Raw genomic sequence first — 15851 nt, forward strand, 5'->3', positions numbered from 1 at the left:
TCACCTTTATGCCTTGGCCAGTTTGACGGCACAGTGCTTGTAGATGGGCTGGCCGCAATCTTTATCGACGTAGTTGATGGTGAGGCGGTTTACGGAGACCAGTCGGCCGTCGTTCTCCGCCACGTCGCTGGGGTCGAGGTCGCCGAAATGCATCGGGATGAAGACCGCGCCATTTCGCACCGTGTCGGTGATTCTGGCCTTGACGACGATCTCGCCGCGGCGCGAGGTGACCCGCACCAGGTCGCCGGTGGCCACATTGAGTGACTGGGCATCTTCAGTACTGATCTCGACGTAATTCTCCGGGACCATTTCGTGCAGCTGCGCCACCCGTTTGGTCTTGGTGCGACTGTGGAAATGCTCGATGACCCGGCCGGTATTGAGCCAGAACGGATACTGGCTATCCGGCACCTCCGGAGGGGCCTCGTAATCCACTGCCCAAAGGTAGGCGCGGGACTTGTCGTCCGGATCGATCCAGGGTGCGTCGGGGCTGATGCCATACTGCGCCCGGTCCCAGTTGGTATTGAAGCGGCCGTCGGTATAGAGCCGTGCGCCGCCGAGCAGGTTGGCCGGTGTAGAGGGCCAGTGGATGCCGTTGTTGGTCTCCAGGGCCGCGTAGCTCATGCCGCTCATGTCGCAGATCTTTCCGGCCGAGACCTGCTTCCACTCCTCGAATGCCTCCTCGGCCGAGTTGAAGCCAACCAGCGAGTCGCCACTTTGGGTCCGGAAGCGCGGATCCATCGCAGCCATCTTGTCGGCCACCATCTTGATGATCTCGAGATCGGAGTAGGCGCCATAGCTGGGCCGCAGTTCAAAGCCCGGCGGGTTGACCGCCTGACGGCCGAGATTGACCCGACGCTCGGCACAGGTATAGGTGCCGGTTTTCTCGCCCCACTGGGCGGCAGGGAGGAAGAGGTCGGCAAAGTGGGCCGTCTCCATCGGCTCGTAGATGTCCTGCACCACCACGAAAGGGCGGGAGGGATTGCTGAAGTCCAGATAGGAATAGAGCGCGTTCAGGTCGGGTAAGGTGACCGCCGGGTTGGTACAGGCGTTCCAGAAGACCTTGAGCTCGCCTTTGCGCATCATCTCCACCATGGAGTTCTTTTCCGGCTGCAGCTCGCTTTTGGAGGAGATCACGGTAGTGCCGTGCGGCGGGATGGTACCGGGTGCCACATCCCAGATGTTCTCCAGTTCGGCGATGTGGGCCGGGTTGTAGTAATTGCGATATGCGGCCAGCGCGGAAGAGCCGCCTGCCTCACGATTACTCATGGCGGTGGCCTGCCCGGTGATGGAGAAGGGTGCCGAACCGGGACGGCCGATCTTGCCGGTGATCAGATGCATGGCGCAGATCTGGCGTACGGTATCGGTACCGCCCATGGCCTGATAGACACCCTGGATAAACAGCGACCACACCTCTTGGGATCGGCCGATCCATTCCGCGGCCAGTGCGATGTCCGCAGCCGGTATGCCGGTGATGCCGGAGACGTAGCTGGGCGTGTAGCTCGCCACCTTGGCGGCCAGGGCATCGTAGTTGCGCGTGTTGGCGTTGATGTAGCCGTTGTCTGTCCAGTTGTTGGCGATGATCTGCTGCAGCAGGCCATTCATCAGTGCCACGTTGGTGCCCGGCTTGATCTGCAGGTGCAGGTCGGCACTGCGGGCGGTAGCGGTGCGACGCGGGTCGACCACGATGAGCTTGGGGGCACGTGAACTTTTGCGCGCATTCGCGATGCGCCGCCAGACCTGGGGATGCATCTCCGCCGGGTTGGTGCCGATGAGGAAAAAGCAGTCGGTGTTTTCGATATCGTCGTAGCAGCCTGGCGGGCCGTCGGAACCGAAAGTGGTCATGTAGCCATAAACCGCCGCGGCCATGCACAGGCGGGTGTTGGAGTCCATGGTCGAGGTCCTGAGCGCACCCTTGCCCAGCTTGCCCATCGCGTAGTATTCCTCGATGGTCCACTGCCCGGTGTTGTAGATACCGACCGAATCGGGTCCGGCGGTATCGATGGCCTCGATGATCTTCTGCGCTATCAAGGAGGTGGCATTATCCCAGGTGATCGATTCCCAGCCACCGGTGCTGGTGCGCCGCAGCGGGTATTTACCTCGCTCGGCGACGCGCAGGTCGTTGTCGTCCAGCACCTTGTACTCATAGAGGCCCTTGACGCAGACGCGGCCGGCATTGGTCGGGTGCGCATCGTTGCCGCGCACGGCTACCGCCTCTCCGGCGGCATTGACGCCAATCTTCAGACCGCAGCCCACCGAGCAATAGCCGCAGACGGAATAGACCCACTGCACCACATTGTCGAAGGTGTCGTCGGCGTGAGCCATCTCGCCGGTGAGCAGATTGAGAACACCGCCACCGATAACGGCCTGCGAGGAGAGCAAGGCACCCCACTTCAGGAAGGTGCGTCGGTCGTGGTTGCAGAGTTCGGGTTCCTGCTCGAGTTGCTTCAGCTCTTTTCGGCTGAAAACTCTGACAGGGGATGATTTTCGGTCTTTGTAATTCATAGTTCCCCCTTTTCGAAAAATTATGGTTTTGGCTCCTTCCCTGGAGCACGTTCCGGAATGAATTTCCGGCGGGGATGATTGGCCAAAGGCCAATGAGCCTACAAGGAAATATGTCAGTGACATTTTTCACGTTGATCGACATCAAGCGGTGTCGGCATAAATGCCGAAAGCGAAAGACTGGGGAAGACTGGGGATTACCGGCCGGCGCTGAGGTGTCTCAGAGTGGAGAAGTCGAGGATGGTGAAGCCGACCTTGTCGAGCGAGATGATGTTTCGCGTCTCCAACTCCTTGAGACTGCGGATCAGCGTACGCTGGGTGACACCGATCATATCCGCCAGCTCGCTACGGGTAAGTGACTCGACCAGGACTTCACCGCGCAGATCGCGCTCTCGATGGGTCGCGTGCAGGAAGACGATATAGGAGGCGACCCGTTCCAGCGCCGATTTCTGCCCGAGACTGGCGATGTGATTGATATACGCGTTGAGGTTACGCGCCATCGAATGCATCAGCGTGTCGCTGATCTCCCCGTGACGCTCCATCAGGGAAAAAAGATCTTTTCTGTTCAGAACGCAGAGTTCGAGCGGTGTAATACTCTCGGCGGTACTGGTGTAGTCGTCACGATAGAGATCCTCGCAGGCAATGAGATCGCCGGGAATCTGTGCAAGCTTGTGGATCTGATGGCGGCCGTTGGGCAGCGATTTGTAGAGTTTGATTTCGCCGCTAATCAGCACAAAAAGCTGTTCACCCGGCTCGCCTGCCCGGTAAAGAGCAGTGCGACGGTCATATTGCTTGTAGTGCAAAGCCGGCTGCAGGTCACGCTTGGCCCCGATGCTGAGTCCGGAAAAATAGTCGGACGCATCGAGTATGCACTCAGCACAGCGTTGTTGGATCGGTCGGTGCTGGCAGGGACCTGCAATATTGGGCTGGATCAATTCATTCATGGCCTGGCATTGATGTTAGTCACCGAAAAGTCGGTTACCACATCAATTTTTTTTGTTGTGTCGGCGTCTTCCCACTCCCCCCTCGAGAGCGGGTCGGCTTCCAGCCGTGATGCCAGTCTCCTCCCCTGACACCGAAAGCGAGGACGGACCAATGGTAAGCTGCAGCAACTCTGCTCGATCAGGAATACCGTGTCTGTGACACAGTATACTTTTTAATGTTAGAAACAGCGATAAAACGTAGGGCGCATTCTTGATATGCCACCCTCATTTGGGAAAAGCCGACAGATTTCCAGAGCACACCAATCATCGCATGGGGCACGTCCAAATGCGCCGGCTCCGGAGGTGAAACAACGCCTAGAGCATTTACGGAAAATTGGAGTGAGGGGCAAAAAGCCACGGCCTACTTTGATCTCCCTCATCCTGGCCTTCTCCCGGAGGGAGAAGGAAAAGCTTCGTTCGGCGGCGAGGGCACTCGGGGTCCGGAGGAGCATCAACGCCGAAACGGTGCATTTGAAGAATGCACCCTACGGGTGGAATTGAAACCGGTGGTGTATTTCACACTCCGGTGAATTAAAAAATGCGGCAGCGCCCGTTCAAAGCGACCGGCACCTCTTGTTCACCGATTTGGCTTTATCAGGGACTGGTCGTCAATTGGGCTGAAACGGACGGTTCCTCATCAACAAGGAGGACTTCGACCCGGCGGTTGCGGCTTCGGCCCCATTCGGTTTCGTTGGATGCAATGGGGAGGCTGTCACCGAGGCCCTTTACGCTGATTCGGTTCTCGGCGATCCCCCGCTCGACCAGTGCGACGGCTACGGAACGGGCGCGTTGCTCGGAGAGTTTCACGTTGTCGGCCTGGCGGCCCACGCTGTCGGTGTGGCCCTCGATCACCACGCCCATCGCAGGGTGAGACTGCAGTGCCTTGGCGAGCCGATCGAGTTCGGTGGCGCTTCCCTGCCGAAACACCGCCTTGCCGACTTCAAATTCCGTCTCCTCGAGGCGAATACGGATCCCACTGGGAGTTTCTGTCGCTTTCAGATAGGCCAGAAGCAGCGGCGGCGGAGCGCGGTTTGCCTCCGTGGTTTCGGTCTGACCGGGTTCATCGGCCGTACAGGCGGCCAGCACCAGTGCCAACGTGGCGGTTATCATGACATCCTTGTCGATCCGCATGGAACTCCGTTTCTCCTCCCGATAGTTCGCCCAAAACCTGGACCCTTACTGCATCGATAGTCGATGCGGGGGAAATGCAATCTCTTCGCTTCAGTCGAGCAGTTTATCCGGGTGCCTTAATGGCTCGGTGATATCGATCTGGTCGGTGCTCAGGTATTCGCGGGAGTAGCGCAAGTAGACCTTCTCCCGCATGAAGATATCGAACAGGTCGGGATCGATGTGCCCTTCCCGGCTCATGGTCCAGAGGATATCGAGGCACTCGGAAAGATTCTTTCGGGAACGGTAGGGACGGTCCTGTGCACTGAGCGCCTCGAAAATATCGGCAATGGCCATCATACGCGCCTCGACGGACATCTCCTCACGCCTCAGACCGCGGGGGTAGCCGGTGCCATCGACCCGCTCGTGGTGTCCGCCGGCATATTCGGGAACGTTGCGCAGTGCTCTGGGAAACTGCAGACCCTCCAGCATGGAATGGGTGGCCGTCACGTGGGCGTTGACAGTTTGTTTCTCTCCGGGAGTCAGTGTTCCACGCACCACACACAGTGTGTCCACCTCCTCGGGAGTGAGAAGAGGACGGGTCTGCCCCTTGTGGTCCACCCAAGTCCTTCGGGCAATCTGCCGTATTCGTTCACGAGCAGACTCGGACATCGACTCGTTTCCCCGATTGCAGATCCGCAGGAAGGCCTCTTCGGAATCGAGCGCTTCCAGCTCCTCAAGGTATCGCTGTTCCAGCTCTCCGGCCGGCCTCGAATCCCCTGCGCGCAGCCGCCCCAGCTGCTGGCGTAACAAGTTCAACTCGAGATCCCGTCGCAGGATTTCAAAGCGGGCCTCCAGAATCTCTATGCGGTCGCAGACCGTCTCCAGCTTGCGGCTTTTATTGAGCAGATGTTCCGGCGTGGTGATCTTACCGCAGTCGTGCAGCCAGGCGGCGACCTCGAGGGCATAGCGCTTTTCATCCGTCAGCTGATAGTCGGCGAAAGGACCCTCGCGGGTGTTGTGGACTGCATCGGCCATCATCATGGTAATGACAGGCACGCGTCGGCAGTGTCCGGCGGTGTGCGGGGATTTGGCGTCGATCCCGACGGCGATGAGCTGGATCAATGAATCAAAGAGCGATCGCAACTCGCCAGCCAGCCGACGGTTGGTGAGCGTCATGGAGGCCTGTGATGCGAAGGTTTTGGCAAGGCGTTCGGCGTCGGCGCTGAAGGGAACGACCTCCCCGGTATTCGGATCGATGGCATTCAGCAACTGCAGCACACCGATGATCTCATCATCGTGATTGGTCATGGGGATGACCAGAAACGATCGGGAGCGGTAGCCGGTCAGGGCGTCGAATTCACGGGTTCCCAGAAACTCGAAGCCTTCGGCCGTATAGGCATCCGGTATGTTGACGGTGCGGTTCGCCAGTACGGTGTGGCTGACCACGTGCTGATGATTGGGCTTACCGTTTTCGTGAACCAGCGGAATAGCCGGGAAAGGCACCGCGCGTCCCGTGGTTCCGCCCATGGCATAGTCGAGGGAATCTGTTCGGACAATCTCCATATGGAGCACTCCGTCCCGCACCACGTACAACGTCCCGCCGTCGGCTCCGGTCAGGAGTTTGGCACCAAGAACGATCTTCTCGAGAAGCCGTGCCGTATCCCTTTCCGAAGAGAGCGCAATCCCGACCTCCGTCAGGTGTTCGACCGGACAGGGACGCCCGTCTTCGAGTTCATCATCCGACCACAACATCGCTGAACCGAGAGCAAAAAGAGGATTCACATCTTAAGCGCCCGTGGGTTGTCGAGGAATTGATAATCAATCGAGATGTGAAGTGGTGCACGTTTCTGGAAATCAGTATGGTGCGGCGAACCGGGCCTGTTGCGGAAGCCCGATTCGCCGGTTACCGGAGTCAGAATTCGCGGTACTCCGGGAATACAATCTCCACGCGCCGATTGAGTTGCCGGCCGCCCGAAGTCTCATTGCTGGCGATGGGGCGCGTTTCGCCGTAGCCGCGCGTCCTGATACGGCCCGAGTCGATACCTCTGCTCACCAGGGCCTCCTGCACGGCGGCGGCTCTACGCTCGGACAGGCGCTGGTTGTACTCCTCCGGGCCCCGGCTGTCGGTATGCCCTTCGATGAGGATGCGCTGCTCGGAGTGTTTGCGCATGAACTCGGCCAATTGATCGATTGTCGATGCGGCGCCCTGTTTGAGGGTCGCCTGGCCGGTATCGAAGAAGACATCGTTCAGGGTCACCAGCAGACCTCGTTCGGTCTGTTCAGCCTTCAGGGCCGCCAGCTCCGACTTTGCCTCCTCGAGCTCTCGTTCACGAGCCCGTAGCCTCAGCTGATCGGTCTGTTCGGCCATCGATTTTATACTGCTATCCAGCTGCTTACGATTTGCCGTGGCTTCGGCGATATTCATGTGCTGGTTGGCCAGATAGAGCTGATGATTGCGGGATGCCTCATCATCCTCGGCCTGGACCGCGCGTGCCAGTGCCTGTTGGGCATCGAACAGGGCATCCGGAGCCGTGGACTGCACCTGCCGGTCAGTGGAGAGCTGGCTGTGACGCTCGCGCACCTCCTGAAGGGCTAAATCCTCTGTAGGACCGGTGGCACAGGCGACCAACAGGAGCGTCAGAGGGGCGATAAGCAAGCTTCGGCTGATAGGTTTCATCGCGTTTCCCCGCTATTGCCATTGGAAAGACCGGTCTCCTGCCGCAGGCTCTCCACCGTGTCCTGCATCTGTTCATACCTGTTTTGCGTATCCGCCAGGCGTGCCCGGGCCTCGGCGAGGCGCGCATCGACCGCTGCTTGTTCGGCGAGGCGGCGAGCGTTCAGGCGCTCGGTTTCGGAGTCCGATCGAGCCAACTTCCTGGCCTGGTTCAGCTTTCGCTGGGCCTTGGTAAATTCGAACGCAGCCAATTGGCTCGCCTGCGCCTGTTGAGCCTGGTTGAGGGCCTGCTCGGCATCGCCGACTGCATTGGTAGGAGGTGGAATCGAAGTGGACGCGCAGGCAGTCAATAACAGACCCGCAGCGACCGCTGTAGCGGTGCGTACAATTTTCCCTGACATGAGCCATGTCCTCCAGGCTGAGGTAGATTTTTCTTTCCTTTGCAACAGGGATTAGCTCAAAGCCAGGAAATTGCAATGACTGCAGTGCGGAGAGGAGTGGTAAATGGAGAGATAACCCTCGTAGGGCGCATTCTGATGTGCCACCTTCGTTTCCATAAACCAACAGATTTTCAGAGCGCACCGACTTCATTGCTGGGGGCACATTTGAATGCGCCGGATCCGAGAGACTACAAGGATGTAGGAAATAGAATAACGCCTGGAGCGGTTATCGATGCTAGGGGGGGGAGAGGCAAAAAACCACGGACTGATTGGTCTCCCTCATCCTGGCCTTCTCCCGGGGGAGAAGGAAAGGCTTCGTTCAGCGATGGGGCATTTTGGGAGTCGGGGGAGCATCAACACCGAAACGGTGCATTTAAAGAATGCACCCTACGGGAGCCAAACCGGCTGGCGCATTCATCATGCGCCGGCGCGGTTTTGGGCGGGATCAGCGAATAATGCGGTCTATCGTGAGGGTGACCGGTTTTTCGGGGGCGGTGGTTACGACGCCTTCGATATCGCCGGGATTGGCGCTTACGGAACCGCTTTTGCTAATGCGGGCGACGATCTCGAGTTGTGGGAAATCGCCCAGGGGCCGGTCGGCCATGGAGGCGTCGTCGTTCAGGGTGATGCTCAACGGAAGTTCGCCGGCTTTGCGTCGTTCCGCTGCCACCGGCATGCGGGAACCGGGTTCGCGGGCGAAGACGAACACGGTGTCATCCGGCTCGATGCGATCGGCGAGTTCGGGGGCAACGGCGACTTCAATCTGCAGCTCTGTCGTTGAGGCTGGGGCGCCGGCGCTAGCCGAAGGTTTGCCCTCGAGGCGCGCACGGGCTTCGGCGATTGCGGAATCCACCGTGCTACCCAGTTCACCCTCTGCGCCCAGCTGCGCCTTGACCTCCTGCCAGCGCTCAATGGCCTTCGGATAGTCCCCCTGCTCGAAGGCATACATGCCGCTCAGCCACAGTGCCTCGGGATGGGACGAATCACGGACCAGCACGCGCCGTACCAGTTGGATGGGTTCACCGGACATCCGGTTTCCGGCGGCGAGCGCCAGCGCCTGGGCGCGACCCAGTAGCAGCGAATTCTCTTCGCCGATCGCCTCGATGGCTTGCCCATAGGTGTCGGCGGCCTCCTCGTACCGACCCATGGCATTCAGCGTACGGCCCAGCATCTCCCAGGAGTCGAGATTGTCCGGGTTCTCTTTCAGGTGCTGCCGAAGTTCTGCAACGGCCCGTTCGAGGTCCGGCGCGCCGGACCGGGCCTGCTGCGCTGTCGGGGGCTTGGCACCGATCAGGTCGGTCGATCCCAACGGCAGGTAAAAGGCCAGCGCGGTCACCGGCACCAGCAGCGCCACTACCCAGGGCAGCCAGCTGCCGCCAGTCGTATCCCGCTGTGCGGTTTCGGACTCGGGGTCGACGTTGACGAGGAGATCGCGCTGCAGTTCGTGGAGGGCCTGTTCGAATTCGGCATCCGACAGGGTGCCATCATCGCGCTCCTGCTCCAGCTCAGCCGAACGGTCCTTGTAAAGGGCTACATTGAGGTCGTCGCGTTGGGCTCCACGCGCCTGGGATGCTGCAAACAGAGGCCACAGGACGATGGCGAGTGCCACCGCCAGCATCAATACCACCAGCACGGCAAACAGCGTCATCATTGGCCTCCTTTTTTCCGATCCGCGCCCGTCAGGCGCTCCAGGCGCTGCCGCTCGTCACTGCTCAACTCGTCACTGTCAACGGCATTGGCAGCCATCCGGCGGCGGACAAACACGAGCAGCGAGACACTGCCGATAACAAGCAGCAGTGCCGGTCCGAACCACAGGAAATAGGTAGCGGGCTCCATCGGGGGCCGGTAGAGTACGAAGTCGCCGTAGCGAGCCACCATGTAACCGGTGATCTCATCGTTGCTCTTCCCGTCCTGGACCATTTCGTAGACCTTGCGCCGCAGGTCGACCGCCAGCTCGGCATTGGAGTCGGCCAGGTTCTGATTCTGGCAGACCGTACAACGCAGCTCCTCGGTCAACTGCCGGTACCGGTCTTCCTGTTCAGGGTCCTCGAAGGGGCGCGCATCAATGGCCGCTCCCGCCAGGGGCAGCCAAACGAGCAGAGCGATTGCCGTCAGCCACTTTTTCATGAACTTTCCGCCTTCAGTCGATCGATCACCGGCTTCATTTTCTTCTCCCACGACTCGGGACCCAGTGGGCCGACGTGTTTGTAGCGAACCATCCCGTTGCTATCGACGACAAAGGTCTCGGGCACGCCGTAGACACCCCAGTCGATACCCACATCACCCGGGAGGTCGAAGCCGCTGGCGACATAGGGGTCACCGTGGCGCTTCAGCCAGCGGATGGCATCGGCGCGCTCGTCCTTGTAGTTGAGGCCGTAGATGGGTACCTCACCACGACGAGACAGTTCCATCAGGAACGGATGCTCCTGGCGACAGGCCACGCACCAGCTCGCCCAGACGTTGAAGAGGCTGACCGGATGTTGCGCGAACACCGCATTGGAGACCGATGTGTCACGAGCGACCGCAGGCAGATCAAATTCCGGGGCTGCCTGGTTGATCAACGGTGAAGGAATATCCCGCGGGTTGTAGTCGCCCTGTCCAATCTGCACCAGGGCGAAATAGAAAAGCCCGACCATGGCGCCGAAGATGATCAGCGGCACCAAAAAGCGCGTCTTCATGCGTTTTCTCCCCGCTCCGAGGTTCCATGCCGGCTCAGCCGGTAGCGCCGATCCGACGCAGCCAGCAGACCGCCCAGCGCCATCAGCAACCCACCCAGCCAGATCCAGCGAACGAATGGCTTGTGGTAGATCCGCAGCGCCCAGGCGCCGCTATCGTCCAGTTGCTCACCCATCGCCACATAGAGGTCACGGGTCAGACCGGCATCGATGCCCGCTTCGGTCATCGGCATCCCCTGGACGTTGTAGACACGTTTTTCAGTCTCCAGCAGGGCTACCTGGCGGTCACCATCAGTCACCCGAACCACGCCGGTATTGGACATGTAGTTCGGACCCCTGCGCTGGTCGACGCCTTCGAAGTTGAAGGCAAGGCCTGCCACCTCGACGCTGTCTCCCGGGGCCATACGCAAATCCCGCTCCTCCCCGAAGTAGCTGGAGAAGGTGACGCCGATAACCGTAGCGGCCACACCGATGTGAGCCAGACTCATCCCCCAGAAACTGGGTGACAGCTTTCGCAGGCCCGCAACGGTCGATTCGGCATTGCGCGTGCGGTGGTGAACATCGAGAAGCACGGTCAACAGCACCCAGAACGACAGCGCCGCCCCCACTGCCGCCATGGCCGGCACTTCGCCGTAAAGCCACCAGGGGAGCAGTGCTCCCAATACGGCGGACACGATCAGTACCACCGTAAGAACCGGCAACAGCCGATTGACCCGGTCCCGCTTCCAGCGGGTGAGCGGACCGAGGCCCATGGCAAGGATCAACGGGATCATCAACGGCACGAAGACCGCATTGAAGTACGGCGGTCCCACCGAGATCTTGCCGACCCCCAGAGCATCCAGGACCAGCGGATAGAGCGTCCCCAGCAGAATGGTTCCCGCGGCCACCGCCAGCAACACGTTGTTGCCGAGCAGCAGCGTCTCACGGGAGAAGAGGGAAAAGCGGCCGGTACTTTTCACCGCGGGCGCACGCAGGGCGTAGATGAACAGGGAACCGCCCACCACCGCTCCGAGCAGCATGAGAATGAAGACGCCGCGGGCCGGGTCGTTGGCGAAGGCGTGCACCGACGTCAGCACCCCGGAACGTACCAGGAAGGTCCCCAGCAGGCTCAGGGCGAAGGCGAAGATCGCCAGCAGAACGGTCCAGCTTTTGAAGGCACCCCGCTTCTCCGACACGGCCAGCGAGTGCATCAGCGCGATACCCACCAGCCAGGGAATGAATGAGGCATTCTCGACCGGGTCCCAGAACCACCAGCCGCCCCAGCCGAGTTCGTAATAGGCCCACCAGCTACCGAGGGCGATGCCCAGGGTCAGAAAGGCCCACGCCAAAATGGTCCAGGGCCGCGACCAACGGGCCCAGGCCGCGTCGAGCCGGCCACCCAGCAGTGCGGCAACGGCAAAGGCGAAGGCGACGGAAAACCCCACATAGCCCATGTAGAGCATGGGCGGATGGATCACCAGCCCCGGGTCCTGCAGCAGCGGATTGAGATCGCGGCCATCCATCGGAGCCGGCCAGATACGATCGAAGGGATTGGAGGTCAGGAGCATGAACAGCAGGAAGCCGCTGCTCACCAACCCCATTACTCCGATGACGCGCGCGACCATCTCGACCGGCAGGCGGCGGCTGAACAGCCCGACCGCCACCGTCCACAGCCCCATCATCACCACCCATAGCAGCAGCGAACCTTCATGCCCGCCCCACACTGCCGAGATACGATAGATCAGCGGCAACTGGGAATTGGAGTTCTGGGCGGCATAGGTGACGGAGAAGTCGTTGGTGACAAAGGCGTAGGTCAGGCCGGCGTAGGCAAGCGCAAGAAAAAGGAATTGGCCCCACGCCGCCGGGCGCGCCACCGCCATCCAGTGAGTGCGCCCGGTGGCGGCTCCGGCCAGGGGTACGACACCCTGTACCATGGCGAGCACAAGGGCGAGAATCAGTGCAAAATGTCCCAGCTCCGGAACCATAATCAGCGCTCCGTCTTCTGGTCGGTAACCCCGAGGCTACGTGCAGTTTCCAAGGCGTGCTCCACTTCCGGTGGCATGTAGTTCTCATCGTGCTTGGCAAGTACTTCGTCCGCCATGAAGCGTCCGTCGCCACCGATACGTCCCTGGGCGACGATGCCCTGCCCTTCACGGAACAAATCGGGAAGGATGCCGCGATGATAAATAATCACGGACTCCGCACCGTCGGTTACGCCGAACTGGACCTCCAGGCTGTCGGGGTCCCGGGATACGGTGCCCTCTTCTACCAGCCCACCCAACCGGAAGGTGTGGCCGCGGGGTGCTTCGCCGGCCACTACCTGGGAGGGGCTGTAGAAGAGATTGATATTCTCACTGAGGGCAACCAGCGCCAGTGCTGCAGCAACGCCGACACCGACCACAATAACACCCGCAAGGATCAGCCGGTTTTTCCGAATGGGGTTCATACCTTCCTCCGCTGATTCTGCCGCCGAATACGCTTCAGCAAACGCTGTTCACAGCGCAACGGCACCCAAACATTCCACACCACGATTACGAAGGCAAGTGCGAACGACGACCATACGTAGAGCGCATATCCCCCCATGGAAAATATGTTAGACATCAGCTTTTCCTGCGAGTTCCCGAACCCAGCCACTGCGTCGTTCCCGATCGAGGATTTCGCAGCGGACCCGACGCAATACCACCGCCGCGTACAGGGTGGTGAAGGAGATCGCCATCATCAACAGTGGCACCAGCATGCTCCAGTGAATGGAGGGCCTGTCCAGCTTGGTGACGGTGGCGCCCTGGTGCAGCGTATTCCACCATTCGACCGAGTAATGAATGATGGGGATGTTCACCACGCCCACCAGCGCCAGCACCGCCGTGGCACGGGCCGCCGTGTCACGATCCTCAATGGCGTTGTGGAGCGCGATATATCCGAGATAGAGGAACAGCAGGATCAACTCGGAGGTGAGCCGCGCATCCCAGATCCACCAGGTGCCCCACATGGGCTTGCCCCAGAGGGAGCCGGTAGCGAGGGCCAGAAAGGTGAACCAGGCGCCGATGGGGGCGCTGGCATGGGCCACCGCGGAGGCAACCTTGATTCGCCAGACCATGCCCACCGTGGCCGCCACCGCCATGTTGACGTAGACGAACATCGACAGCCAGGCGGCCGGTACGTGCACATACATGATGCGCACGCTCTCCCCCTGCTGGTAATCGGGGGGGGAGTTGAATAGCGCCAGATAAAGACCCGGCAAGCCGAACAGCAACGCGGCTATGCCGAACCAGCGCGAGGCGCTGCCCGCAAAGTGGTAAAAACGCTTCGGCGAGGCAAGTCGATGTATCCAGTTCCACATAGTCAGATATCGTTCAGCTTAATGTTTATGAGCCACCGAAGAGGCAGAGAGTTCATTGCATAAAGACCCTCTGTATTCAGTGGTTGCCCACCTCAATTCAAATTCCGCTGTATCCGGTGCCGCCTTTGGCACCGGCAATGGTGCTACGTAGGGCGCATTCTGACAGGCCACCCCATTCCCACAAAGCCGATGACCTCGCGGAAAACTCCCTACCCCGTGTGGGGCACATCCAAATGCGCCGGCTCCGATCACCACCGGAGCGGTGCATTTGAATGTGCCCCCAACCATGGTGGGTGCACTCTGTAAATTGATCGGCTCCGATAAAACACGGTTGCATATCCAAGAATGCACCCTACTTAATTCAGGCTGATCCGCAGGGCGGCGGCAGCGGCCAGTGGCGCGAGGGCCACCGACAGGGCCAGCAGCGCCCCGAGCAGTGCCAGCTGACCCGTGACCTCGAGACCGGCATCGGCGTTGCCTACGGCGCCGGCGGCGAAGATCAATACGGGGATGTACAGCGGCAGCACCAGCAGCGACAGCAGTACACCACCACGGCGCAATCCCACCGTCAATGCCACCCCGATGGCACCGACCAGACTGAGCACCGGGGTGCCCAGCGCCAGTGTGGCTAGCAAAACCCCCATAACCGCAGGGTCCATGTGCAGCAGAAGCGCCAGCAGGGGTGCGAGAAACAGGAGCGGCACCCCGCTGATAAGCCAGTGCGCAAGCACCTTGGACAGCACCACCAGCGATAGCGGGTGAGGACTCAGCAGGATCTGTTCGAGAGTACCGTCATCAAAATCGGAACGGAACATCCCCTCGAGCGACAGCATCGCGGCAAGCAGCGCCGCCACCCAGACCACACCGGGAGCCAGGGTCTGCAGCAGCACCGGGTCCGGACTGATACCGAGAGGAAACAGGGTCACCACTATGGTGAAGAAAACCAGGGGATTGGCGAGTTGCGAGCGATGGCGATAGGCCAGCAGCAGGTCGCGTCGCAAGGTTGCCAGCAATGCGCTGCTCAGACTCGTTTCAGCCATCGGAGAGGTCCAACTTGATCACTTCGCCGCGCTCGAAGGCCATGACATGGTGAGTGGTGACCACGGCCAGGCCATCCGCCGCCAAATGCTCGGCCAACAGTCTCTCTACCATATCCCGCCCCTGGGGATCGAGGGCCGTGAAGGGCTCATCCAGTATCCACAATCTGGCCTCGGTGAGCAGCAGGCGCGCCAATGCGACCCGCCGCTGCTGACCGGCCGACAGCCTTCGGCAGGGGACCTCCTCGCACTCTGCGGGAAGCCCCAGCCGCTCCAGGGCCTGCTCTGCGGACATGCCGGTGCGCCGCAGTCGTCCTGCCTGAAAGAATTCCAGGTTTTCGAGGGGTGAAAGGTCGCCCTTTACACCAGGCACATGGCCGACATAACAGAGATCGGTGACGAAATCCGCATGGGTCTCCCGGATATTGCGCTTGTTCCAGCGCACTTCACCACTGGTGGGCAGGGTGAGGCCGCAGAGAATCCGCAAGAGCGTGGTTTTTCCACTGCCGTTGCGTCCCTCGATCTGGAGGACTTGGCCGGGCAGGACCGACAACTCCAGATTCGAGAAAAGCGGCTCGTCGTTACGCTCCATGTGAAGCGCGTGTGTTTGCAGCAATGTCGGCAACGAAGAGGGGGAAAAGTTCACGTATCGTTAATTCGTCAATTAAAAGTCTGTCAAATATCAGTCGTCACTTATTTTGAAGTGATTCTTTGTGACGGCAGAAAAAGAGGCCATTGATTCCACTGACACCCACATTACCACACATTCTTTTGAAGGTTGCGAACTCTCGCTATCCGCTGGTTTCGGCCCGGTTGCCGGCGATGTAGGTCGGGCTTTAGCCCGTCGGAATTTGATGACGGCCTGAAGGCCGACCTACAGGGGATCGGCGTCGATCCAGGATTGGGCGTCGATGCACGGCGCCGGTTTCTTGCAGGGTGCATTCTTCAAATGACCGATTCTCCGGTCAATGATGGGGTTCGCGGGCTCACCCCATCCTACATCCGTGCTCGCGGTTCACGTTCAGTGACGGCCGGAAAGCCGACCTACAGGGGATCGGCGTCGATGCACGGCGCCGGTTTCCCGCAGGGTGCATTCTTCAAATGCACTGATTCTCCG

General features: G+C 60.3%; 15 protein-coding genes. All 15 read right to left on the reverse strand.

The genetic code is table 11. The annotated features are described in order from the left end of the window. Window positions 1-6 precede the first annotated feature (6 nt). The gene (locus BLP65_RS07715) at window positions 7-2502 is read right to left on the reverse strand and encodes a molybdopterin oxidoreductase family protein (RefSeq protein ID WP_175452485.1); all 2496 of its coding nucleotides are present in this window, start codon (window positions 2500-2502) and stop codon (window positions 7-9) included. A 194-nt stretch (window positions 2503-2696) separates the two neighbouring features. Then, window positions 2697-3443 carry a Crp/Fnr family transcriptional regulator gene (locus BLP65_RS07720; RefSeq protein ID WP_092994948.1) on the reverse strand — a complete coding sequence of 249 codons (747 nt, stop codon included), beginning with the start codon at window positions 3441-3443 and terminating at the stop codon, window positions 2697-2699. 633 nt (window positions 3444-4076) lie between these two features. Then, the gene (locus BLP65_RS07725; RefSeq protein ID WP_092994951.1) at window positions 4077-4613 is read right to left on the reverse strand and encodes an OmpA family protein; all 537 of its coding nucleotides are present in this window, start codon (window positions 4611-4613) and stop codon (window positions 4077-4079) included. Between the two features lie 90 nt (window positions 4614-4703). Beyond that, window positions 4704-6374: an HD domain-containing phosphohydrolase gene (locus BLP65_RS07730; RefSeq protein WP_281180181.1), complete on the reverse strand. Its 1671-nt coding sequence runs from the start codon at window positions 6372-6374 to the stop codon at window positions 4704-4706. Window positions 6375-6504: 130 nt separating this feature from the next. After that, window positions 6505-7269 carry an OmpA family protein gene (locus tag BLP65_RS07735; RefSeq protein WP_092994957.1) on the reverse strand — a complete coding sequence of 255 codons (765 nt, stop codon included), beginning with the start codon at window positions 7267-7269 and terminating at the stop codon, window positions 6505-6507. Next, window positions 7266-7667 carry a DUF4398 domain-containing protein gene (locus tag BLP65_RS07740; protein WP_092994960.1) on the reverse strand — a complete coding sequence of 134 codons (402 nt, stop codon included), beginning with the start codon at window positions 7665-7667 and terminating at the stop codon, window positions 7266-7268. Before BLP65_RS07740 ends, BLP65_RS07735 begins: the two co-directional genes overlap by 4 nt. Before the next feature lie 484 nt (window positions 7668-8151). Next, window positions 8152-9357 carry a c-type cytochrome biogenesis protein CcmI gene (ccmI, locus tag BLP65_RS07745; RefSeq protein WP_092994963.1) on the reverse strand — a complete coding sequence of 402 codons (1206 nt, stop codon included), beginning with the start codon at window positions 9355-9357 and terminating at the stop codon, window positions 8152-8154. Continuing rightward, window positions 9354-9833, reverse strand: coding sequence for a cytochrome c-type biogenesis protein (locus BLP65_RS07750; RefSeq protein ID WP_092994966.1), 480 nt, complete (start codon window positions 9831-9833; stop codon window positions 9354-9356). Before BLP65_RS07750 ends, ccmI begins: the two co-directional genes overlap by 4 nt. Further along, the gene (locus BLP65_RS07755) at window positions 9830-10384 is read right to left on the reverse strand and encodes a DsbE family thiol:disulfide interchange protein (protein ID WP_092994969.1); all 555 of its coding nucleotides are present in this window, start codon (window positions 10382-10384) and stop codon (window positions 9830-9832) included. Before BLP65_RS07755 ends, BLP65_RS07750 begins: the two co-directional genes overlap by 4 nt. Further along, complete coding sequence (locus BLP65_RS07760) at window positions 10381-12345, reverse strand: heme lyase CcmF/NrfE family subunit (protein WP_092994972.1); 1965 nt, start codon at window positions 12343-12345, stop codon at window positions 10381-10383. Before BLP65_RS07760 ends, BLP65_RS07755 begins: the two co-directional genes overlap by 4 nt. A gap of 2 nt (window positions 12346-12347) precedes the next feature. Then, window positions 12348-12806, reverse strand: a complete 459-nt coding sequence (gene ccmE, locus BLP65_RS07765) for a cytochrome c maturation protein CcmE (protein WP_092994975.1) — start codon at window positions 12804-12806, stop codon at window positions 12348-12350. Further along, window positions 12803-12961 (reverse strand): heme exporter protein CcmD, encoded by a 159-nt coding sequence (ccmD, locus tag BLP65_RS07770; protein ID WP_092994978.1) that lies wholly within the window; start codon window positions 12959-12961, stop codon window positions 12803-12805. Before ccmD ends, ccmE begins: the two co-directional genes overlap by 4 nt. Beyond that, a complete protein-coding gene (locus BLP65_RS07775; protein ID WP_092994981.1) occupies window positions 12954-13697 on the reverse strand; it encodes a heme ABC transporter permease in 744 nt (247 codons plus the stop codon). Before BLP65_RS07775 ends, ccmD begins: the two co-directional genes overlap by 8 nt. A gap of 356 nt (window positions 13698-14053) precedes the next feature. Further along, window positions 14054-14737, reverse strand: a complete 684-nt coding sequence (gene ccmB / locus BLP65_RS07780; RefSeq protein ID WP_092994985.1) for a heme exporter protein CcmB — start codon at window positions 14735-14737, stop codon at window positions 14054-14056. Next, on the reverse strand, window positions 14730-15380 hold the full coding sequence (gene ccmA, locus BLP65_RS07785) for a cytochrome c biogenesis heme-transporting ATPase CcmA (protein WP_317623052.1): 651 nt from the start codon (window positions 15378-15380) through the stop codon (window positions 14730-14732). Before ccmA ends, ccmB begins: the two co-directional genes overlap by 8 nt. Window positions 15381-15851 lie beyond the last annotated feature (471 nt).

Source organism: Thiohalomonas denitrificans (assembly GCF_900102855.1).
In the GTDB taxonomy this organism is placed as follows: Bacteria; Pseudomonadota; Gammaproteobacteria; order Thiohalomonadales; family Thiohalomonadaceae; genus Thiohalomonas; species Thiohalomonas denitrificans.

Coding starts and splice junctions, on each gene's coding strand:
- BLP65_RS07715 (WP_175452485.1), bottom strand. CDS start 2,502: ATGAATTACAAAGACCGAAAATCATCCCCTGTCAGAGTTTTCAGCCGA.
- BLP65_RS07720 (WP_092994948.1), bottom strand. CDS start 3,443: ATGAATGAATTGATCCAGCCCAATATTGCAGGTCCCTGCCAGCACCGA.
- BLP65_RS07725 (WP_092994951.1), bottom strand. CDS start 4,613: ATGCGGATCGACAAGGATGTCATGATAACCGCCACGTTGGCACTGGTG.
- BLP65_RS07735 (WP_092994957.1), bottom strand. CDS start 7,269: ATGAAACCTATCAGCCGAAGCTTGCTTATCGCCCCTCTGACGCTCCTG.
- BLP65_RS07740 (WP_092994960.1), bottom strand. CDS start 7,667: ATGTCAGGGAAAATTGTACGCACCGCTACAGCGGTCGCTGCGGGTCTG.
- ccmI (WP_092994963.1), bottom strand. CDS start 9,357: ATGATGACGCTGTTTGCCGTGCTGGTGGTATTGATGCTGGCGGTGGCA.
- BLP65_RS07750 (WP_092994966.1), bottom strand. CDS start 9,833: ATGAAAAAGTGGCTGACGGCAATCGCTCTGCTCGTTTGGCTGCCCCTG.
- BLP65_RS07755 (WP_092994969.1), bottom strand. CDS start 10,384: ATGAAGACGCGCTTTTTGGTGCCGCTGATCATCTTCGGCGCCATGGTC.
- BLP65_RS07760 (WP_092994972.1), bottom strand. CDS start 12,345: ATGGTTCCGGAGCTGGGACATTTTGCACTGATTCTCGCCCTTGTGCTC.
- ccmE (WP_092994975.1), bottom strand. CDS start 12,806: ATGAACCCCATTCGGAAAAACCGGCTGATCCTTGCGGGTGTTATTGTG.
- ccmD (WP_092994978.1), bottom strand. CDS start 12,961: ATGTCTAACATATTTTCCATGGGGGGATATGCGCTCTACGTATGGTCG.
- BLP65_RS07775 (WP_092994981.1), bottom strand. CDS start 13,697: ATGTGGAACTGGATACATCGACTTGCCTCGCCGAAGCGTTTTTACCAC.
- ccmB (WP_092994985.1), bottom strand. CDS start 14,737: ATGGCTGAAACGAGTCTGAGCAGCGCATTGCTGGCAACCTTGCGACGC.